At 72.1% G+C, this 20,399-nt stretch carries 15 protein-coding genes; 10 read left to right on the top strand and 5 right to left on the bottom strand.

The window, feature by feature from the left end:
* Window positions 1-268: 268 nt before the first annotated feature.
* Window positions 269-532 carry a WhiB family transcriptional regulator gene (locus AB0G74_RS05030; protein WP_006348971.1) on the bottom strand — a complete coding sequence of 88 codons (264 nt, stop codon included), beginning with the start codon at window positions 530-532 and terminating at the stop codon, window positions 269-271.
* Window positions 533-1,307: 775 nt separating this feature from the next.
* On the opposite strand from AB0G74_RS05030, the gene AB0G74_RS05025 reads away from it, so the two are divergent.
* The 3 genes from AB0G74_RS05025 to AB0G74_RS05015 are packed head-to-tail and all read left to right on the top strand — an operon-like array spanning window position 1,308 to window position 4,381.
* The gene (locus AB0G74_RS05025) at window positions 1,308-1,940 is read left to right on the top strand and encodes a cysteine dioxygenase family protein (protein WP_361140841.1); all 633 of its coding nucleotides are present in this window, start codon (window positions 1,308-1,310) and stop codon (window positions 1,938-1,940) included.
* Between the two features lie 12 nt (window positions 1,941-1,952).
* A complete protein-coding gene (gene cofD, locus AB0G74_RS05020; RefSeq protein WP_361140839.1) occupies window positions 1,953-2,909 on the top strand; it encodes a 2-phospho-L-lactate transferase in 957 nt (318 codons plus the stop codon).
* A 23-nt stretch (window positions 2,910-2,932) separates the two neighbouring features.
* A complete protein-coding gene (locus AB0G74_RS05015) occupies window positions 2,933-4,381 on the top strand; it encodes a coenzyme F420-0:L-glutamate ligase (RefSeq protein ID WP_361140837.1) in 1,449 nt (482 codons plus the stop codon).
* Between the two features lie 135 nt (window positions 4,382-4,516).
* Here the strand turns inward: AB0G74_RS05015 and AB0G74_RS05010 are convergent, their stop codons facing one another.
* Both AB0G74_RS05010 and AB0G74_RS05005 read right to left on the bottom strand, forming a co-directional pair.
* On the bottom strand, window positions 4,517-5,398 hold the full coding sequence (locus tag AB0G74_RS05010; protein WP_361140862.1) for a DNA-3-methyladenine glycosylase 2 family protein: 882 nt from the start codon (window positions 5,396-5,398) through the stop codon (window positions 4,517-4,519).
* A gap of 1,131 nt (window positions 5,399-6,529) precedes the next feature.
* Entirely contained in the window at window positions 6,530-7,861 is a 1,332-nt protein-coding gene (locus tag AB0G74_RS05005) for an N-acetylmuramoyl-L-alanine amidase (RefSeq protein ID WP_361140835.1), read from the bottom strand.
* A gap of 138 nt (window positions 7,862-7,999) precedes the next feature.
* Here AB0G74_RS05005 and AB0G74_RS05000 point away from each other — a divergent pair, with 138 nt between their 5' ends.
* From AB0G74_RS05000 to AB0G74_RS04975, 6 genes are all read left to right on the top strand, one after another.
* Window positions 8,000-8,806 (top strand): TIGR03089 family protein, encoded by an 807-nt coding sequence (locus tag AB0G74_RS05000; protein WP_361140833.1) that lies wholly within the window; start codon window positions 8,000-8,002, stop codon window positions 8,804-8,806.
* Between the two features lie 945 nt (window positions 8,807-9,751).
* On the top strand, window positions 9,752-10,993 hold the full coding sequence (locus AB0G74_RS04995; protein WP_361140861.1) for an LCP family protein: 1,242 nt from the start codon (window positions 9,752-9,754) through the stop codon (window positions 10,991-10,993).
* A gap of 235 nt (window positions 10,994-11,228) precedes the next feature.
* Window positions 11,229-13,040: an LCP family protein gene (locus AB0G74_RS04990; protein WP_361140832.1), complete on the top strand. Its 1,812-nt coding sequence runs from the start codon at window positions 11,229-11,231 to the stop codon at window positions 13,038-13,040.
* A gap of 61 nt (window positions 13,041-13,101) precedes the next feature.
* On the top strand, window positions 13,102-14,838 hold the full coding sequence (locus tag AB0G74_RS04985; RefSeq protein WP_361140830.1) for an LCP family protein: 1,737 nt from the start codon (window positions 13,102-13,104) through the stop codon (window positions 14,836-14,838).
* 137 nt (window positions 14,839-14,975) lie between these two features.
* Window positions 14,976-15,224 carry a hypothetical protein gene (locus tag AB0G74_RS04980; protein WP_361140864.1) on the top strand — a complete coding sequence of 83 codons (249 nt, stop codon included), beginning with the start codon at window positions 14,976-14,978 and terminating at the stop codon, window positions 15,222-15,224.
* Window positions 15,225-15,592: 368 nt separating this feature from the next.
* The gene (locus AB0G74_RS04975) at window positions 15,593-16,897 is read left to right on the top strand and encodes an LCP family protein (protein WP_361140859.1); all 1,305 of its coding nucleotides are present in this window, start codon (window positions 15,593-15,595) and stop codon (window positions 16,895-16,897) included.
* Between the two features lie 162 nt (window positions 16,898-17,059).
* Here AB0G74_RS04975 and AB0G74_RS04970 read toward each other — a convergent pair whose 3' ends face one another.
* Window positions 17,060-17,617, bottom strand: a complete 558-nt coding sequence (locus AB0G74_RS04970; protein WP_361140828.1) for an acyl-CoA thioesterase — start codon at window positions 17,615-17,617, stop codon at window positions 17,060-17,062.
* A 219-nt stretch (window positions 17,618-17,836) separates the two neighbouring features.
* On the opposite strand from AB0G74_RS04970, the gene AB0G74_RS04965 reads away from it, so the two are divergent.
* Window positions 17,837-19,138, top strand: a complete 1,302-nt coding sequence (locus AB0G74_RS04965) for an LCP family protein (RefSeq protein WP_361140826.1) — start codon at window positions 17,837-17,839, stop codon at window positions 19,136-19,138.
* Between the two features lie 64 nt (window positions 19,139-19,202).
* Here the strand turns inward: AB0G74_RS04965 and AB0G74_RS04960 are convergent, their stop codons facing one another.
* Window positions 19,203-20,333, bottom strand: a complete 1,131-nt coding sequence (locus AB0G74_RS04960; protein ID WP_361140857.1) for a hypothetical protein — start codon at window positions 20,331-20,333, stop codon at window positions 19,203-19,205.
* Window positions 20,334-20,399 lie beyond the last annotated feature (66 nt).

The raw sequence follows: 20,399 nt of genomic DNA, 5'->3' as shown, positions 1-20,399 counted from the left end.
CCCTCCCGACGCTGCACAAGTGCGCCCGCATACCGCTGGAGCAACGGTCACATCTTCAACAGCCCCGCCGGCGCCTGAGGCGCGAACCGCCCCGCACCAGGCGGGAAACCCCACACCAGGCGCCCCGGGGCGCGCAGCGCGAAGACCCCGCACGAGGCGGGGACCCCCACACCAGGCACCCAGGGCGCGCGAGGCGCAAGCGACCCGCCTGGCACAGGCAACCCCGCGCCCCGGGGCCGGGGCCCGGGAGCGCGCCCGGGAAGAGTTCCTAGACCGCCGCTTTCTTCAGGCGGCGGCGTTCGCGTTCCGAGAGCCCGCCCCAGATACCGAATCGCTCGTCATTCGCGAGTGCGTACTCAAGGCATTCCGAGCGGACTTCGCACGCCAGGCAGACTTTTTTCGCCTCGCGTGTGGAGCCGCCTTTCTCGGGGAAGAAGGACTCGGGATCGGTCTGGGCGCACAACGCGCGCTCCTGCCAGCCGATTTCATCGTCCGCGTCCTCGACCAGCAGTTGTTCGAACAGCTCGGTCATGTGCGCCCCTCGTCTGTCTTGGCGTCCCCGTGATGTTGCCGTGATCGATTCGGCCGAACGACACGAGTGAAATTACAAGTGTGTGCTCCGGGGGCGTCAAGCGGAGATCTGCTATTGGGCCCCGTATTCACTCTGCGGAACCAAGCCTATGCGGAAAGTGTTCAAATCACCAAAAAACTGACACATGCCACATGTCTCGCCCTTCGCGCCCCGGACCGGCTCCCTTCTCTGCTCGTGTGTCCGTCTCGCGGCGGAAGACGCCCCCGGTTTCGATCTTGTTGCGGCCGGGCCCGGTGAAGCGATCGGGATCACAGCCCCGACCGCTCCGGCGTGCGCGATGTGTCCCAACCCTTGCGCTGCATAAACCTTTCTGCGCGCTCCGTAACCGGATGAGGTGAAAGATTGCCGCCAAACCGGTCATCGAGTTGACATCAAAGAGCCCTACCCGGCACCGTGGAAGGCATGTCAGCAGCCTCCGCGCCTCTCGCGACCCCCGCCCGTGGGTTCCGCAGCGCTGTGCAGGCCCGCTGTCGCTGTTGTCGCGACAGCTGAACCGAATTCCGCGGTGCCATGCCGTCGTAGCCGTCCGGCTCCGGCCGCCGGGGTGGATATCCCGTTCGGAAAGTCGTCCCGGGTCCCGTACCGGCGTCGTTCCGCTCCGTCACCGCATTCGGTCGATTCCCGTCGCCTTTCCGCTCGCCCCGCGTCCTGTTCCGGCGCGCCTCCCCGCCGCGCCGGGCCCGTATCTCTCCTGCCAAGGGATCACCGCATCTCCATGAACGACGACAGCGACCTCCAGATCGCCGGCGACATCCTCGCCGTGCAGCACCTGCTTCAGCCGCCGCGCCGCCATCCGTCGACCGTCGCGGACTTCGTCGGGCTGGCCCGCTCGGTCGCCGCCGACCGGGAGCGGTGGGAGGGGCTGGTGGAGTACGACGCCTCCAGCCGCTGGTACCACCGGCTGCGTACCGGGCCCGGCTATGAGGTCTGGCTGCTGTCCTGGGTGCCGGGGCAGGGCTCGGGGCTGCACGACCACGGGCCGTCGTCGGGGGTGCTGACCGTGCTTCAGGGGCGGCTCACCGAGCGCGCCGAACCCACCGGGCACACCGGACCCACCGGGCACACCGGGGCCGCCGGGGCCGCCGGGGCCGACGGGGACATCGGTCAGCAGCAGGGGCGTACGGCCACCACCGCCGCCAACGCCACCGAACGCGCCGCCGAGCACGTCGCCGACCGGGCCCTCGTACCGGGTGAGGTCCGGGTCTTCGCACCCGGATACACCCACGAGATGGTCAACGACACCCTCGAACCGGCCGTATCCCTGCACATCTACTTCCCCGGTCTGACCGAGATGCCGATGCACGGCGCCCGGTGCGTACCGGCGGCCCGGGACTCCGTCGTCGCCTGACAGACTGCGGTCATGCGAATTGTGGTTCTGGCCGGAGGTATCGGCGGCGCCCGCTTCCTGCGCGGCCTCAAGCGGGCCGCCCCCGAGGCGGAGATCACCGTGATCGGGAACACCGGTGACGACATCCATCTGTTCGGGCTGAAGGTCTGCCCCGATCTCGACACCGTGATGTACACGCTGGGCGGCGGTATCAACGAGGAACAGGGCTGGGGCCGTACGGACGAGAGCTTCCGGGTCAAGGAGGAGCTGGCGGCGTACGGGGTGGGGCCGGACTGGTTCGGCCTCGGCGACCGGGACTTCGCCACGCATATCGTCCGGACCCAGATGCTGGCCGCCGGATATCCCCTGAGCGCCGTCACCGAAGCGCTGTGCACCCGCTGGAACCCGGGCATCCGGCTGCTGCCGATGTCCGACGACCGGGTGGAGACCCATGTCGCCGTGGAGGTGGACGGCGAACGGAAGGTCGTCCACTTCCAGGAGTACTGGGTACGGCTGCGGGCGGCGGTGCCCGCGGAGGCGATCGTGCCCGTCGGGGCCGAGCAGGCGAAGCCCGCGCCGGGGGTGCTGGAGGCGATCGCCGCGGCGGACGTCATTCTCTTCCCGCCGTCCAACCCGGTGGTCAGTATCGGCACGATCCTGGCCGTCCCCGGTATCCGGGAGGCCCTGGCGGACGCCGGGGTGCCGGTGGTGGGGCTCTCCCCCATCGTCGGGAACGCGCCCGTCCGCGGGATGGCGGACAAGGTACTCGCGGCCGTCGGGGTCGAGGCGACGGCCGCGGCGGTCGCCGCGCACTACGGCTCCGGGCTGCTGGACGGCTGGCTGGTCGACACCGTCGACGCAGACGCCGTCGAAGTGGTGGAGTCGGCGGGGATCCGCTGCCGGGCCGTACCCCTGCTGATGACCGACACGGACGCGGCGGCCGAGATGGCCCGCCGCGCGCTGGAGCTGGCCGGGGAGGTCCGGGCGTGACGGCCGGAGGGGGCGGAGCGGAGATGGCCGACGCCGCAGGGGTCGGCGCCGCAGGGCCCGGAGCCGAGGCCGAGACCCTCGGCGCCGGGATCCCCGAGCCGAGGCCCGTGGTGGGCGATCCGGCGGTGGACTCGTACGAGGTACGCGCCGTCGACGGGGTCCCCGAGGTGGCGCCCGGTGACGACATCGCCGCCCTGATCGCCGCCGCCGAGCCGGAGCTGCGGGACGGCGACATCCTGCTCGTCACCTCCAAAATAGTCAGCAAGGCCGAGGGGCGGATCCTGGCCGCCGCCGACCGTGAGGCCGCGATCGACGCGGAGACCGTACGGGTCGTGGCCCGGCGCGGCCCGCTCCGGATCGTGGAGAACCGGCAGGGTCTGGTGATGGCCGCGGCCGGGGTCGACGCCTCCAACACGCCCGCCGGTACGGTCCTGCTGCTGCCCGAGGACCCCGACGCGTCCGCCCGGGGAATCCGGGCGGGCCTGCGGGCGGCCCTCGGCGTCGACGTCGGAGTGGTCCTCACGGACACCTCGGGGCGGCCGTGGCGCAACGGGCTGACGGATGTCGCGATCGGCGCGGCGGGCGTACGCGTCCTCGACGATCTGCGCGGCGGTACGGACAGCCACGGCAATCCCCTGAACGTCACGGTGGTCGCCGTCGCGGACGAACTTGCCGCCGCCGCCGACCTGGTCAAGGGGAAGACCTCGGGGCGGCCGGTGGCCGTCGTCCGCGGTCTGGCACATCTCGTCGGAGCCGGAGCCGGAGCCGGGGCCGACGGGGCCGACGGGGTCGAAGGGGCCGAGGCGGCCGGGCCGGTCGGCGCGCGGGCGCTGGTGCGCGACGCGGCCGAGGACCTGTTCCGGCTCGGGACGTCGGAAGCGGTACGGGAAGCCGTCACCCGGCGGCGTACGGTACGCGAATTCACCGACGCCCCCGTCGACCCCGAGGCGGTCCGGCGGGCCGTGGCGGCGGCGGTCACCGCGCCCGCGCCCCACCACACCACGCCGTGGCGGTTCGTCCTGCTGGAATCGGCGGCGGCCCGAACGGAACTGCTGGACGCCATGCGCGAGGCGTGGATCGCGGACCTGCGGCGCGACGGCAAGTCCGAGGAGTCCGTGGCCCGGCGGGTCAAGCGGGGCGAGGTACTGCGCCGTGCGCCGTACCTCGTGGTGCCGTGCCTGGTCATGGAGGGCTCCCACCACTACGGGGACCCCCGCCGGGACGGCGCCGAACGCGAGATGTTCGTCGTCGCCACGGGCGCGGGGGTACAGAACCTGCTGGTAGCGCTGGCGGGTGAGGGACTCGGCTCGGCCTGGGTGTCGTCCACGATGTTCTGCCGGGACGTCGTACGGAAAGTCCTCGGGCTGCCCGACACCTGGGACCCGATGGGGGCGGTCGCCGTCGGACACGCGGCGGCACCGCCGAAGGAACGACCCGCGCGGGACGCGTCGGCGTTCATCGAGGTGCGGTAGCGCCGCGCCGCGCCGGAATGGGGGCGGGCTTCGGGGTGTTCCCCCGGAGCCCGTTCCCTTGTGGCGGCGGAGCCGGGGGCGGCGGGGCCAGGGGCGGCGGGGCCGGGGAGCCGTAGGGCCCGTACGCCCGGCGGGTCAGAGGAGGCCGATGTCGACCCGGGGCATCTTCGGTTTCCGGCGGGCCGGGACCCGGCCGCTCAGCAGGACATAACGGGCCGCCCGGTGGCGCTGGCCCTCGTACGGCGCGAGAAGCTCCAGCATCTCCGCGTCGTCGGCGTCCCGGTTCCCCGCCAGCGCCCAGCCCACGATCCCCGGCAGATGCAGATCACCGACGGTCACCGCGTCCGGAGCGCCATTGCTGCGCTGCACGGTCTCGGCGGACGTCCACGGGCCGACACCCGGGACCGCCTCCAGCCGGGCCATCGCCCGCTCCGGCTCCATCCCGGCGGCCTCCTCCAGCCGGGGCGCCACCCGGACCGCGCGCAGGATCGTGGCGGCCCGCTTGTCGTCGACACCCGCGCGATGCCACTCCCAGGACGGGATCAGCGCCCAGGTACGCGGCCCGGGAACCACATGGAGACCGCCGCCGTGGCCGGGCATGAGGGCGGTCGGCCCGGGCGCGGGCTCCCCGTACTTCCGCACCAGCAGCCGCCACGCCCGGTACGCCTCGTCCGTCGTGACCTTCTGCTCCAGGATCGACGGGATCAACGACTCCAGCACCAGACCGGTCCTGGTCAGCCGCAGCCCGGGACGGCGATGCCGGGCCAGGGCGACGAGCCGGTGGCGCGGAGTGAAGGCGGCGGGCGAGTCATCGGCGCCGAGCAGTGCGGGCAGGGCCTCCAGCAGCCAGTCGGCGCCCGGGCCCCACGCCTCGGCCGCGATCTCGCCCGCGTCGGGGGCGGCGCGCACCCGGAGAGTGCCGGGCCCGGCGGGCGTACGGGCGGTCCGCCAGACGGCGCCGTCGGCGGCGGTACGGAACGTGGGATCGGCCGGGCCGCGCCGGAGCACGCCGAGCACGAGGCCGAGGTCGAGGGGGTCGGCGGGGCGCCAGCGGCGGGTGCGTGCGTCGGGGGTGTGCGCGCCGGGGCCCCGGCCCTGGGGCCGGACGCCTGCGAGGCGGGCGGGGCGGGGGGAGAATCGACCGGACACGGGTTCCTCTGGGCGGCGGACGTGGTGTCTTCGAGGGTATTCGCTCTGCCGCTGTGGGGTGCCCGCCTGGTGTGGGGCTCCCCGCCTCGTGCGGGGTCTTCGCGCCGCGCGCCCCAGGCGCCTGGTGCCGGGGTTCCTCGCGGCGGCGGGGTTGCTTGCGCCTCGTGCCCGGGGCGCCTGGTGCCGGGGCTCCCCGCCTGGTGCGGGGCCGTTCGCGCCTCAGTCGCCGGCGGGGCTGTTGAAGATGTGACCGTTGCTCCAGCGGTATGCGGGCGGTCTTGTCTTGTGGCGGGAGGGTCGGTGGCCTCCGGGCTCACCTCCTCACGGACGGCGGAAGTGAGGGTCTTGTCCGGGAGACCCGGTCTTTTCCGCCATCCGTTGCGGGGGCGACCCTGCACCCCCCGACCACGCCGACCGGACATGCCCCCCGGGGCCGGAGCCCGTCCCGGGGAGGGGTGGGTGCCACCTGGTGTTTGTGGTCCACCCGCACCCCGGTGGCTGGCTGGTCGCGCAGTTCCCCGCGCCCCTGGTTGCCCCCGGTTGTCGCCCTCCGAAAGGGCCCCGCTCCAGGGGCGGGGCTCCTCTTCCAGGGAGTGGGTTCCCCTCTCGTTATCCGGTGCGAGGGAGAGGCTTTTTGGGGCGCGGGGAACTGCGCGACCAGCCCACGACGGCCCGCGGTCGGAACTCCTCCGGAGGAAGCACTACCTACCCCGCCCGGGGGGCGCCCCCTTCGCAAGGGCGATGAGACAGGCAACCAGGGGCGCGGGGAACTGCGCGAACAGCCACCGGCGGTCCGCAGGCCGCCGACAACACCAGGCCCCCGGGCGGGACCCGGGGTTGTGGGCCTCACCCGGAGGGCCAAGGCGCTGGGGGTCCCCCCATTGCCGAAGGCATAGGGGCGCGAGGAACTGCGCGACCAGCCACAGGCGGGCCGCGGGCCGCGAAGAACAGCAGGCCACGCGGCGCGACCCGTGAGTGGCGGGTCCTCCCCGGAGGGGGTCAGCGGCCCTGGTAGGTGGCTGAGGTGGTGCGGATCGTGGGGAGGCGGTTGTAGAGGCGGGTGCCTGGGCAGTCCGTGGAGACGCCGTCGCGGTGGCCCGAGATCACATGGAAGCTGACCTTCCGGCCTTTCTTGTATTTGCCGCTGCCGCCGGACGTCAGGGTCACCTTGCTTTTGGGGTTCGCGTTGAAGAGGCCCAGTTTCCAGGCGGTCAGTTTGGCGACCGCCGTGGAGACCGCCGCCGGTGGGGTCGTACCGCTGTAGCTGCCCAGGACGGCGACGCCCATGGTGTTGGAGTTGAAGCCGAGGGTGTGGGCGCCGAGTACGGCTTTGGTGACGCCGCCCGCCCGGCCTTCGTAGATCGTGCCGCATTTGTCGACCGCGAAGTTGTAGCCGAAGTCCCGCCAGCCGCTGCTGACCACGTGGTAGCGGTAGATGCTGCGGAGTACGGACGGCGCCTGGCCGCAGGTGTAGTTGTTGCCGGTCGAGGTGTGGTGGACGAAGGCCGCCTTCACCGTGGAGGTGTAGACGTAGCCGCCTTCCCGGAGGGACTCGTTCGCGCCCCAGCCCTTGCGGCTGACGATGCTCGGGCGGGGGCCGACGTACTTCTTCGGTGCGAGGAGTTCGGTGTACGGGTAGGTGAAGGCGCTCGGCAGCGCCCGGGGCTGCGGGGCGGGTCCGGCGGCGGCGCGGCTCGCGGGTGCCGGGGCCGGGGCGGGGGCCGGGGCGGGTGCCTCGCCCGGGTCGACGAGTTCGAGGCGGAGGCCGCCGGGCAGTTCGGTGCCGGGGGCGCGGCCCCGTACCCGTACCTCCACGCCGTCGGACGCGCCCACCCACAGCGGGGCGGTGGCGCCCTTGAGGCGGGCGGACTCGGCCTCGGCGGTGCCGGGGTCGGCGCCGTGGCCGTCGGTGTGGGTCTCGACGTCCTGCCAGCCGCTCCAGGTACCGGAGCCGGTGGCCCGGGTGCGGATCTGGACCGTGCCGGGGAGTTCGGCCGCGGCGTCGTCCCAGACCACGCCGACGAGGGAGAAGGGGCGGACCCGGGGCTCGTAGCGGGCCCGCTCGGGGAGGGCCGGGACGGTCGGGGAGACGGAGCGGGTGGACGGGGTGTCGGCACCGGGGCTCTCGGCCAGCGGGAGCGACTGGGTGGTGCCGGGGACGTCGGGTACCCGGGGTTGCCCGGGGACCGCCGCCGATTGGGCGCGGGGCACCGGTGGGGCGTCCCGGGGGACGGCCGCGGTCGCCGCCGACGCTCCCGAGGGCAGCGAGAGCGGGAGTACGAGCGCGGCGCATGCCGCGACACCGGTCGAGGAAGCCAGAAATCCACGCATGCCAAAGATCCTGAGGGCCCGTCGGGGAGTCCGCTCGCCCGGACCCGGCCGGGAAAGCCGGAGTACTGCGGGCCGACCGGAGGACACCGTCACCGGTACGAGGGACGCCGCCGGGAGGCCGCGCGTACCCTTGCGGGGATGAACGCCAGTGACCGCACCCCCGCCGACCTGCTGCGATCCGCCCTCGTCGCGGACCCGGGGCGTCCCTTGATCACTTTCTACGACGACGCCACCGGTGAACGGGTGGAATTGTCCGTCGCCACCTTCGCCAATTGGGTGGCTAAGACATCGAATCTGCTCCAGGGCGATCTCGCCGCCGAGCCCGGTGACCGGCTCGCCCTGCTGCTGCCCGCGCACTGGCAGAGCGCCGTCTGGCTGCTCGCCGCCGCGTCGGTCGGGGTGACCGCCGAGATCGGCGGCGACCCGGCGGACGCGGACCTCGTGGTCAGCGGGCCCGACACCCTGGAGGAGGCGCGGGCCTGCGGCGGGGAGCGGGTGGCGCTGGCGCTGCGGCCGCTGGGCGGGCGCTTCCCGCAGCCCCCGGCCGGGTTCGCGGACTACGCGGTGGAGGTGCCGGGGCAGGGCGATCGGTTCGCCCCCTTCGCACCGGTCGACCCCGGCGCCCCGGCGCTCTCGGTCGGCGGGGACGTGCTGACCGGCGCCGGTCTGGTCGAGCGGGCCCGCGCGGACGCCGCACGGCTGGGGCTCGCCCCGGGATCGCGGCTGCTCACGGGGGCCGGGTACGACTCCTGGGAGGGGCTGTCGGCGGGGCTTTACGCACCCCTGGCGGCGGGTGCGTCGGTGGTGCTGTGCCGCCGTCTCGGCCGGTTGCCCGCAGAGCAGTTGGCCCGGCGGATCGAGAGCGAACGGGTCACGGTGACGACCCTGTTGCCGGGCGGTGACACGGGTCTGGAAGACTCCTCGAACACCGGGGACGACGCCTGACGCAGGGGTCACGGCGAATCCCCGGATATCTGCTGACTTTTCGCACCATCTTGTAGCTCGCGCACTTCGAGCAACTCCAGCATCACGAGCACCAAAAGCACCAGAAGCACTTCCGGAATGCCGTCGGAGCGGTGCGGACGACGGGCCCGAGGCCCGGTCGCGTACGGCCCCGGCGGCACCGGCCGCCGTCCCGCGGGACCGTGCCGAGGCGGGTGACCGCCCGGCCGTACGGCCCGTGGCGGCCTGGTCCGTGTCGTCAAAATGGCGCCCCCGCCCGTAGGGCGGGGCCCGCGGCGTCCGGTGCGTGCAGTCGCAAGGGCGGTGGGAGCCCCGGCGGAGCCCGGGCGGTTTCCCTCGTACGGGACGTACTCGGGAAATCCCGGCACCGCCGCGACTGTGCGTGCCGGGCGTCGCGGGCCGGGCGCGATTCCGACGACACGGCCCGGGGAACCGGGCGAGCCGCCCCGGGCCCAACTCCGTTGGCTGATCGGCTTTTGCCGCCGATCGTCCCCGGATTCCGCACAACCAAGCGCCAGGCCCAGCCGTCTAGCCCTGAGATCGGCGGTCCAGCGCACCGCTGACGCCGTGAAGGATGGACGCAAAGTGACGGACAGAGCCGGCACACCGACGGGCTCCGACGGGCCGGACGGCGGAGACGGCGAGGACACAGCAGCCGGTGACCGGAAGGGCGGCGGTACGGAGCACCTCATATCGCCGCCGACCGACGAGGCCGAAACGGCCGGGGACGGCTCTGTGAGCCCGGAGGAGGCGCCGGGCCCCGCGGACGAGGGGCGTACGGACCCCGGTCCCGAAGCCGCCGAGGACATACCGGCGGCCGGTACGACCGCCCCGGACCGCACCTCCGGCGACCCGCAGCCCGCGACGGTCACCGCCGTCGAATCGGACGCGGCCCCGGCCGGGCGCCCGCGCAAGCGGCGCCGGTGGCTGCGCTGGACGGCCGTCGCCGTCTCCTTCGTACTGCTCGCGGGTGCCGCGACGGCCTGGTGGTTCTACCGCAAGCTCGAAGGCAACATCACCACCGACACCGCGACGGCGGTCGAGCTGCGGACGCACGAGAAGGAGCGGCCCGTGCCGATCTCCCTCGACGCCAAGAACATCCTGCTGATGGGGTCGGACAGCCGCCGGGGCGAGGGCAACAGCAAGTACGGCCGGGACGACGGCGGCAGCCAGCGCGCGGACACGGTGATCCTGCTGCACGTCGCGGCGGACCGGCAGAGCTCCACCTCGGTCTCGATACCCCGGGATCTGATGACGACGGTCCCGTCCTGCCTCCGCGCGGACGGCACCCGGAGCCGGGAGCGGCTCGCCCAGTTCAACTCGGCGTTCGAGACGGGCGGCGCGGCCTGCGCGATCCGTACGGTCGAGCTGATGACGGGCGTCCGGATCAACCACCATCTGGTGGTCGACTTCCGGGGCTTCACCGACATGGTCGAGGCGGTCGACGGGGTCGAGGTCTGCCTGAAGGAGCCGGTGGACGACCCGGACGCGCAGCTGGTCCTCCCGGCCGGGCGGCAGACGCTCGACGGCGAGGACGCCCTGGGCTACGTACGGGCCCGCAAGTCGTTCGGGAACGGCAGCGACACCGAACGGATGGACCGGCAGCAGCAGTTCCTGGGCTCGCTGGTGAAGAAGGTGCAGAGCGACGGGGTGCTGCTCAATCCGGGGAAGCTCGTCCCGGTCCTGAACGCGGCGACCAAGTCGCTGACGACCGATCCGGGGCTCGACTCCCTGAAGGAGCTGTACGACCTGACCCGGTCGCTGCGGAACATCCCGACCGAGAACGTCCAGTTCCTCACGGTCCCCCGGCAGCCCTGGGCCATGGACCGCAATCGGGACGAACTGGTGCAGCCGCAGGCTTCGGAGCTGTTCCGGCAGCTACGGGAGGACTCCCCCATCACCGTTTCGGCGCGCGACTCCGGCACGGCGGACGGCGGTACGGGCCCGAGCGGCTCACCGACCGGCGGCGCCCCCGACCCGATGGCCGGAACCGAACGTACCGGTACGCCCGGCGGCCCGTCGGGCTCCCCTTCCGGCACCCCCCGGAGCTCGGCCCCGGCCTCGCCTTCGGGCTCTCCTTCGACCTCTCCCTCCGGTTCACCGTCCGGTGCATCCGGTAGCAACCCCGGCTACACCGGGACGAACGCGGCGGTGGGCGTATGTGACTGAATGGTGTGGTGTGAGTAAAGCGATGCCCAAGCAAGTGCCCAGGCCACACGGATTGGGCAGATTGCCCCTTGTAAGGGTCGTGGAATTCGTCACCGGCGTCGCTCTGCACTGACCTGGGCGGTTAATGTGACGCGATCCGGTGCTCGGACCCGTGTCCCGCACCGCTGAGATCGAGACACCGGGCGCCTTCGGGGGAGGCGCTTCGCGTGGCCACCGACGGAGGACTCAGAAAACCGTGGATGCGCAGAGCCGCGGCCGGGGAGACGACATCGACCCCGCCGACCAGTGGGTGTTCAACCCGCAGACCGGCAATTACGAATTGCGACTGGATCATTCCGGAGCGCAGTCTTCGCCTTCCGCGGCACCCGAGCGTCCGAGAACCCCGGGGCCGCGCACACCGTCCGATCAGCAGAGCGGGGGGCACGGACACGGCGGCCGGGGCGGTCGCGGCGGACACCGCGGCGGTGCCACGAGCCGCGGCACGGGGGCCGGTACGGGTACGGGCGCCGGGGATACCGAGACCGGGATCCCCGGTCAGGTCCCCGGCCAGCGGCGCAGGTCGCAGGACGGCTCCGGCGGCGGTACGCCGCCCCCGCCGGGCCGCCGCAAGCGCAAGCAGGGCGCGTCCCGGAAGAAGAAGGTCCTGATGTGGACCGGCGGCGGTCTCGCCCTGGTGCTCACGGCGGGCGCGATCACCGGTTTCGTGATCTACCAGCGGCTCGACGGGAATCTCAACACCGTCGACGTGGTGGGCGGCTCCAACACCTTCAAGAAGGACCAGGCCGTCAACATCCTGGTGATCGGTACGGACAAGCGGACCGGCAAGGGCAATGAGGCCTACGGCGACCGGAAGAGCAAGGGCCACGCCGACACCACGATCCTCTTCCATGTCGCCAAGGACCGCTCCAACGCGACCGCGCTCTCCATTCCCCGGGATCTGATCACCGACATCCCGGACTGCCAGGTCAAGGTCGACGGGGACATCACCACCATCCCCGGCACGTCGGGCAAGCGGTTCAACGAGAGCCTCGGCGTCGCGGGCCGGGACCCCGGCTGCACCATGCGGACGGTGGAGGAACTGACCGGTATCGAGGTCGACCATTTCATGATGGCCGACTTCAACGCGGTGAAGGAGTTGTCGACGGCGGTCGGCGGGGTCGAGGTCTGTCTCGACAAGCCGATCAACGACAAGGACTCCAAACTGAACCTTTCGGAGGGAAAACACGTCGTCAAGGGTGAGGAGGCCCTGGCGTTCGTGCGGACCCGCAAGTCCGTGGGCCACGGCAGCGATCTCAGCAGGATCGAGATCCAGCAGCAGTTCCTCAGCTCGATGATCCGCAAGATGAAGTCCGGCGACACACTGACCAGCCCCACGAAGATGTGGGATCTGGCCAACGCGGCCACCAAGGCCCTGACGGTCGACACCGGCATAGGAAGTATCAAGAAGCTTCAGAGCCTCGGCCTGGAGCTGGCGAAGGTCAATACCAAGAACATCACCTTCACCACGGTGCCGGTGAAGGACAACTCCGACGGCGCCACCGTGCTGTTGGAGGAGTCGCAGGCCAGACCACTGTTCTCGATGATCAAGAACGATGTGTCGCTCACCGAGGTGGAGAAGAAGGAGAAAGCGGCCCAGAAGAAGACACCGGGACCGCTCGACGGCCCGCGGGCCCAGCCGTCCGACGTCCGGGTCGCGGTCTACAACGGGAGTGAGACCCAGGGCGCCGCGGGCGCCACACTGACCTGGCTCCAGGCCCAGGGCGTGAACAAGTCGAGCAATGAGGCGAACGCTCCGCAGAACATCGCCAAGACGACTCTGGAGTACGGCCCCAACCAGGCCGATCAGGCGCGCAAGCTCGCGGACCTGATGGGGCTGCCCGCCGCAGCACTGAAGCAGAAGGCGGAGAACGCGCAGGGCCGGGAGCCGATGGTGCTCACGCTCGGCGCCGACTTCACGGGCGCCGGAATCCCGGTCTCCCCCGAGAAGGCCAAGGTGCCCGAGGGCGTCAAGAAGGTCGAAGCAGACAAACAGACGTGCGCCGGATGACCTGGGCACACCCGATCGGATCCCGGTCCCCTCGGCGCACCTGGACACAGGGGACTTTGGGGTGGGACAGAACCACGCACGGGGGAGGGGAACCCGGACCGGCGGCGAGAACCGCCGTACCGGGGACTCCGGCCGGGGCGCGATACCCGGCCAGGGTTCGGCAGGGCACGGAATAGGCGGTCCGGGCGGCCCGGCGGACGGGGGCGCGCCCGGTGGCACAGACCCGGCCGGCGGCCGGGCGGCCCGGCGGAAGGGCGGCTCCGGCTCCCCGACCGGCCGGGCGGCGGACCGGCGGGGGCGGCGCAAGCGCGTCCTCGTCTGGACCGCGGGGGTGCTGTCGTTCCTGGTGCTCGGTACCGCGGGCGCGGGCTATCTCTACTACGAGCACCTCAACGGCAAGCTCAAGAAGGACGATCTGAACCTCGGCGCGGACATGGGCGACCACAAGCCCAACGCCGACGGGCAGACGCCGCTGAACATCCTGCTGATCGGCTCCGACGCCCGGGACAGCGACGCGAACAAGCGGCTCGGCGGCGCCAAGAAGTCCTTCGACGGGCCGCCGCTCGCCGATGTGCAGATGCTGATCCACGTGGCCGCCGACCGCTCGAACATATCGATACTCAGCATGCCCCGGGACACGATGCTGGAAATACCCGAGTGCCAGGACAAGAAGGAGAACAAGACCTATCCGGCGCTGTCGTTCGCGCAGACCAACGAGTCGCTGGATCGCGGCGGCCCGGGGTGCACGGTGGCCACCTGGTACAACCTCACCGGGATACGTATCGACCACTTCATGATGATCGACTTCGCGGGTGTGGTCTCGATGGCCGACGCGATCGGCGGCGTACCGGTCTGTGTCGAGCAGAACATCCACTCCCGCACCCGGGACGGCAAGGGTTCCAATCTGAAGCTGGAGAAGGGGACCACATACGTCCAGGGGGAGCAGGCGCTCCAGTGGCTGCGGACCCGCTACGGCTTCGGTGACGGTACGGACCTCTACCGGGCCAGGGCGCAGCAGATGTATATGACCTCCATGGTCCGGGAGTTGCGGAAGAACACCAAGCTCACCGACCCCAACAAGCTGCGCAAGCTGGCGGAGGCGGCGATCGACTCGCTGACCGTCAGCGACACCGTCAACTCGGTGAAGAAGCTGCTGGACATCGGGAACGATCTGAAGAAGGTCCCGGCGGACCGGATCACCACCGTGACGATGCCGAATGTCTACTCGACGCGGCGGGTGGGGAAGGTGGAGCCGGAGCCCGGGGCGGCCGAGGAGGTCTTCCGGAAGATCCGGGAGGACATCTCGCTGGACGGCAAGGGCGAGGCGGCGAAGAAGCCCCCGGCCGAGAAGACCCCGGTGTCGAAGGATCCGGCGGCCCCGCCCGGGGAGATCTCGGTCCGGGTGCAGAACGGTACGGACGGGGACGGCGCGGCCCCGGCCCGCGGCCGGGCGGCGGAGATCGCGGGCGCCCTCGGCGCCAGGGGCTTCACGCAGACGGTGACGTCGTCGGTCCGGAACCCGAAGGAGAAGACGGTGATCCGGTACGGCGCCGACGATCTGGCGGGGGACGCGCAGGCGGTCGCCAAGGCCCTGGGGGTGCCGCTGTCGGCGGTGGTGAAGGCCCCGGCGGCGGACGGGCTGACCGGGATCACCCTGACGGTCGGCGCGGACTGGCGGACGGGCGACAGCTTCCCGAAGGCGAAGCCGGTGAGCAAGGAGCTGCCGAGTTCGGCGAAGGCGCTGAACGGCGCCGACGACAAGGCGTGTATGCCGGTCCAGCCGGGGTTCACCTGGTAGGGACCCGGCTTACCGGTATGACGACCGGGCCCGGTGGCAGGACGGCCACCGGGCCCGGTCGTCGTATGCCGTCACCGGTACGCGGGAAGGGCTCCCGGTGCCGGGCTCGGGGGCGACGCGGCCACGGAGTGCATGCCGTGGCCGTCGACGCGTACCACGATCGGGTGAGAGGACGCCTGGCCGGCGGCGTCGGGGCCGAGGATGTGACGGACCGCGTCGCGCGGACGCCGCTCCTCGTCGAGGACCGGCATGACCACGGAGACGGGGGCGCGTCGTTCGTCGTCCGCCGCGTTACCGCGAACGGGGGACAGGGACGCGCGGCGGCCGTCCGGTGCGACGGACCGCCGATCGTATGGGCCTACGGTGTGCTGGATTCGCCCTTGTAGCCGCATCCGCCCTCACCCGTCCGGGAACGTTCCGCGAGGTCCGTCCCGCTGGAGGCCGCACGCCCCATGAAGTCACCCCGAGTAATCATATTGTCACTCGACTGAGCCGGTCGTCCGACTCGTCACCCGTTCGCCGCTTCCCGTACTCACCCGTTCGGACCACGGTCCCCCGACACCCGCGGAGTGTCCTTCTCGTGCCCACTGCGCCCCGCTCCCCCCGTCCCCGCCCGCCGCACCCCGCAGGGCCCCGGGTCAGGGCGGGGGTCAGACGCCCGGCGCCGCCGCGCCGGCGTCCCCGGTGGGCGCTGCGGGCCGTGACGGCGCTCTCCGTACTGGTCCTGGGCGCCGGGGCGATCGGGCACGCGCTGATGTCGGGGATCGACACCGGGATCGCCCGGGTGGACCCGTTCCGGGATATGAAGAACCGCCCCGAGGGCGGCCACGGCACCAATCTGCTGGTGGTCGGTACCGACGGCCGGGAGAAAGTCACCGGGCCGCAGAAGGAGCGCTACCGGCTCGGCGGGGCGCCCTGCAACTGCACCGACACGATCATGCTGGTGCACATCTCGCGGAAGCGGGACCGGGCGAGCGTCGTCAGCCTGCCCCGGGACAGCTACGCCGAACTGCCCCCGCACACCGACCGGACCAGCGGCCGGACCCACAAGCCGCATCCGGTGAAGCTGAACGCGGCCTACGCGGAAGGCGGCCCGGCGCTGACCGTACGGGCCGTGGAACGGCTGACCCGGGTGAAGATCGACCACTATCTGGAGGTCGACTTCACCAGCTTCATGAAGACGGTCGACGCGGTCGGCGGGGTGGACGTCTGCACCGCCGGACCGATGAAGGACAAGTACACCGGGCTCGACCTGCCCGCGGGCAACCACCGGCTCGACGGCGGACAGGCCCTCCAGTACGTCCGCTCCCGCCATGTCGACGGCGCGAGCGATCTGGGCCGGATGCAGCGCCAGCAGAAGTTCCTGGCCGGGCTCGTCAAGGAGGTCGGCAGTACCGGGATCATGCTCAATCCGGTGCGGTTCCGCCAGGTCGCGTCCACGATGCTGGGCTCGGTCCGGGCCGACCGGAACTTCGGTACGGACGAGCTGCTGGCGCTCGGCCGGGCGATGCGCGGCTTCTCGGCGTCGTCGTCGGAGTTCGCCTCCGTACCGGTCGCCGCCGGGGGCCGCCGGGTCCCGGGCGGCGGCTCGGCCCTGGTCTGGGACCGGGCCAAGGCGGACCGGCTGTTCCGGATGATCCGGGAGGACCGGCCGCTGGCGGGCGCGGGCCTGCGGAAGGGCCAGCGGCGGACCCTGGTGGAGGTCGCGCCGCAGCAGATCCGGGTCCAGGTCTACAACGGGACGGCGACGGCCGGTCTGGGCCGCCGGGTCGACGCGGCGCTCCGCGGTACGGGCTTCGCCACGACGAAGGCGCCGCTGAACGGGACCGGCCCCGAGGTGGACCGTACGTTCATCTCCTACGACCCCCGCTGGGACCGCTCGGCGAAGGCGCTGTCGACGGCGCTGAAGGGCTGCGAGACCCGCCCGGTGAAGGGCCTCGGCCGGACCCTGCGGGTGACGGCGGGCAAGGACTTCACGGACGTGGTCCCGGTCCGGGCCGAGAACACGAACGAGGGCGAGTTCGGGGCCGTACGCGGGGACGAGGTGGTCTGCCCCTGAGAGCCGGGGCGGTACGGGGGCGGGGCCGGGGCTCCCCGGGGCGTTCCGGGCTCCGGGGCTCTGGATTCCCCCGGGGCGGCGGCCCGGCCCGGCGCCGCGCCATTCCCCCGGGGCGCGGGCCCGGCCCGGCGCCGCGCCCCCGTCATGTACGGACGGAGGGTGTCAGTCCTCCATGCCCTCGGCGGCGCGCTGCTCCCGCAGCTCCTTGATGGCCCGGCGGCGGGCCAGCCGGTGCGTCCGGCGGATCTGGGCCTCCTGGTAGCGCCGCTTGTCCCGCTCGCTCTCCGGGACGACCCGCGGCACCGGCCGGGGCTTGCCGTCCCCGTCGACGGCGGCGAAGACGAGATACGCGGAGCCGACCTGCTGGGCCGGGGTGGACTCGTTCCACCGCTCGGCCAGGACCCGGACCCCGACCTCCATGGAGGACCGCCCGGTCCAGTTGACCTGCGCCTTCACATGGACCAGATCGCCGACCCTGACCGGCTCCAGAAAGACCATCTCGTCCATGGAGGCGGTGACGGCGGGCCCGCCGGAGTGCCGCCCGGCGACCGCGCCCGCCGCGTCGTCGACCAGCTTCATGATCACCCCGCCGTGGACGGTACCGAGGAGGTTGGTGTCGCTGCCGGTCATGATGTGGCTGAGGGTGGTGCGGGAGGCGGCGGTCGGCTTGGCCGGGATCGCCGGCTCCGCCTCGTCCGCGTACGGGACCTGGTCTGTCATGCCTTCCACCCTAAGCGGGACATGCCGCACATCCGTCCGCATCCCGACCCGGCCGGGCGCCCGTAGACCGTCCTTGCGGGCCCGGGGCCAGGGGCTTCGCGACCTTTTCGGGGACACGCTTCGGACATCCGGCGACGAATGCCACAGCTCTGCTACGGCAACGCCCCAGAACCGCACCCGCACTGTCGGGCCACCCGTGTGATTCGGCACACTGATCACATGAACGATTGGCCCGATGGGTACGGACGAGGCAGCCGGGGCGAGCAGCCCGAAGGCGCACGCGCGATGCGCCACGTACAGCGCCCGCAGGTCCCGCCGCAGCAGTCGCAGGGGTACGACGACCAGCAGGGACAGCCCCCGTACGACAGCGGGTACAACACGGGCCAGGTCTACGGCACCCCGTCGGGACAGAGCCGGAACCAGCAGCCGGACGGCCCGTACGACCCCCTGGGCCAGGGGCAGGACCCCGGTCATGGGCAGTACGGCGGACCGCCGCAGGGCCCGCCCGGGCCACCGCCCGGCTCCCAGCCGTACCGGCAGCCGCCGGACTGGCGCCGCCGGATAAAGATCGGCTCCCTGGTGCTGGTGGTCTCCCTGCTCGCGGTCACCATCGGAACGTATTTCTGGGCCGACTCGAAGGTGAAGCGGGAGGTCGACCTCTCCAAGGTGATCGAGCGGCCGAAGGGCGGCGAGTGCACCACGTATCTGATCGTCGGCTCCGACAGCCGCGAGGGCATGTCGCGCGAGGAGCAGAAGCGGCTGCGGACCGGGTCGGCCAAGGGCAAGCGGACCGACTCGATGATGATCCTCGCCGACTGCTCGCGCGGCCCGGTGATGGTCTCCCTGCCGCGTGACTCGGATGTGGAGATCCCGTCCTTCAAGGGCTCGGAGTCGGGGAAGACGTTCCCCGCCCGGGGCCAGCGGACCAAGCTGAACGCGGCGTACGCGATGGACGGGCCCGAGCTGCTGGTCCGTACCGTCGAGCACAACACCGGGCTCCGGATCGACCACTACGCGGAGATCGGCTTCGGCGGCTTCGCGAAGATCGTGGACGCGATCGGCGGGGTCGAGATGGACATCCCGAAGGCGTTCAAGGACAAGAAGTCGGGCGCCGACTTCCAGGCGGGCAAGCAGACCCTGGACGGCGAGGAGGCGCTGGCGTTCGTCCGGACCCGGTACGCGCTGCCGGGCTCCGACCTGGACCGGACGAAGAACCAGCAGAAGTTCCTGGCGGCCCTGGCCAGCCAGACGGCGACGCCGGGCACGATCCTCAACCCGTTCAAGCTCTATCCGACGATGGGCGCGGGCCTGGACACCCTGGTCGTCGACAAGGACATGTCCCTGTGGGACCTGAGCCAGATGTTCTTCGCGATGAAGGGCGTCACCGGCGGCGACGGCACCTCGATGAACATTCCGCTGTCGGGCACCAGGGGCGGCAATCTGACCTGGGACCGGGCGAAGGTCGACAAGCTCATGGAGCAGATCGAGAAGGACGAGAAGATCACGGTCACCGGTAACTGATCCGGGGATCGCGGAAAGGGGGGAGGCCGACGGCCTCCCCCCTTTTCCTGCGCTCGTTACGTGCCTACGGCGGGCCGGAGCCGTGCAGCCAGAACGCCCCGTAGACGGCGGACCCGGCGGCCAGCACCCCCGCCACGGCCCACACCACCGGTGCCTTGGCGCGGGCGAGGGCGAGGGCCGGGGGGATCAGCAGCGGGAAGGCGGGCATCAGCAGCCGGGGCTTGGAGCCGAAGTAGCCCGAGGAGCAGAGGGCGAGGGCGGTGACGATCCCGCAGTACACCAGCAGCGGGGCGGGCTGCCCCTGCCGCACCCCCAGGACGTAGAGCCAGAGCACCCCGGCGACCCCGGCGGCGAGCGCCAGCCCGGCGGGCGGGGTGGTGACGATCAGCTCCCCCACGAAGCGCGCGAAGGCCAGCCCGCCGTCGAAACCGTTCCCCCAGGCGCCCTGGACGTCGAGATACCCGAAGAGGGGGCTGCCCTCGCGGACCCCGACCCACAGCACGTACCCGGCGGCCCCGAGCGGCGCGACGAGGACGGCGGCGGCCATCCGGAGCCGCGAGCCGGGCTCCGGGCCGCGCCGGAAGGCGGCGTACACCCCGATCCACACGGCGGCGGCCACCGCCAGCCCCACCGGCCGGGTCAGCCCGGCGAGCGCCGCGAGCAGCCCGGCGGTGAGCCAGTACCCCCGCAGGACCGCGTACAGCGACCAGGCGGCCAGGGCGGTGAACAGCGACTCGCTGTACGCCATGGACTGCACGATCCCCACCGGCAGCGCGCCCCACAGCACCACGGCCAGCACCCCGGCGCGCCGCCCGTACACCAGATCCACCAGCCGGAAGATCCCCCAGGCGGCGGCGATCGACGCGACGGCGCTGATCAGCAGCCCGGCGTGCCCCGGGGAGAGCGGCGAGACCGCCGAAACCGCCTCCTCCAGCCACGGCAGCAGCGGAAAGAACGCCGTATTGGAGAGCACGCGCCCGTCGGGGGCGGTGAGGGTGAAGTCGTAGCCGTGCTCGACGACGCGGACGTACCAGAGGGAGTCCCACCGCCCGGCCAGCAACGTCCACGCGTCCCGCCCGTCGACGGCGGCCCACAGAAACAGCACGCCGAGACCGAGCAGCCGGATCACGGCATAGCCGAGGAGCGCGGGGGCGGCGTACCGCAGCGCGCCCCCGGCCCGCCGCCGCACGGTCATCGTTTCCGGCACCCGGACGCCGCCGCCGGTGGAACTGAGGGTCACGCCTGGTCCTGGGGTCGGTCG

This window comes from Streptomyces sp. NPDC020875, assembly GCF_040641415.1.
In the GTDB taxonomy this organism is placed as follows: Bacteria; Actinomycetota; Actinomycetes; order Streptomycetales; family Streptomycetaceae; genus Streptomyces.
Note: the sequence above shows the minus strand (reverse complement) of the source record. Positions and strands in the feature narration are given on the sequence as shown.

Coding starts and splice junctions, on each gene's coding strand:
- AB0G74_RS05030 (WP_006348971.1), bottom strand. CDS start 532: ATGACCGAGCTGTTCGAACAACTGCTGGTCGAGGACGCGGACGATGAA.
- AB0G74_RS05025 (WP_361140841.1), top strand. CDS start 1,308: ATGAACGACGACAGCGACCTCCAGATCGCCGGCGACATCCTCGCCGTG.
- cofD (WP_361140839.1), top strand. CDS start 1,953: ATGCGAATTGTGGTTCTGGCCGGAGGTATCGGCGGCGCCCGCTTCCTG.
- AB0G74_RS05015 (WP_361140837.1), top strand. CDS start 2,933: ATGGCCGACGCCGCAGGGGTCGGCGCCGCAGGGCCCGGAGCCGAGGCC.
- AB0G74_RS05005 (WP_361140835.1), bottom strand. CDS start 7,861: ATGCGTGGATTTCTGGCTTCCTCGACCGGTGTCGCGGCATGCGCCGCG.
- AB0G74_RS05000 (WP_361140833.1), top strand. CDS start 8,000: ATGAACGCCAGTGACCGCACCCCCGCCGACCTGCTGCGATCCGCCCTC.
- AB0G74_RS04975 (WP_361140859.1), top strand. CDS start 15,593: ATGTCGGGGATCGACACCGGGATCGCCCGGGTGGACCCGTTCCGGGAT.
- AB0G74_RS04970 (WP_361140828.1), bottom strand. CDS start 17,617: ATGACAGACCAGGTCCCGTACGCGGACGAGGCGGAGCCGGCGATCCCG.
- AB0G74_RS04965 (WP_361140826.1), top strand. CDS start 17,837: ATGAACGATTGGCCCGATGGGTACGGACGAGGCAGCCGGGGCGAGCAG.
- AB0G74_RS04960 (WP_361140857.1), bottom strand. CDS start 20,333: ATGACCGTGCGGCGGCGGGCCGGGGGCGCGCTGCGGTACGCCGCCCCC.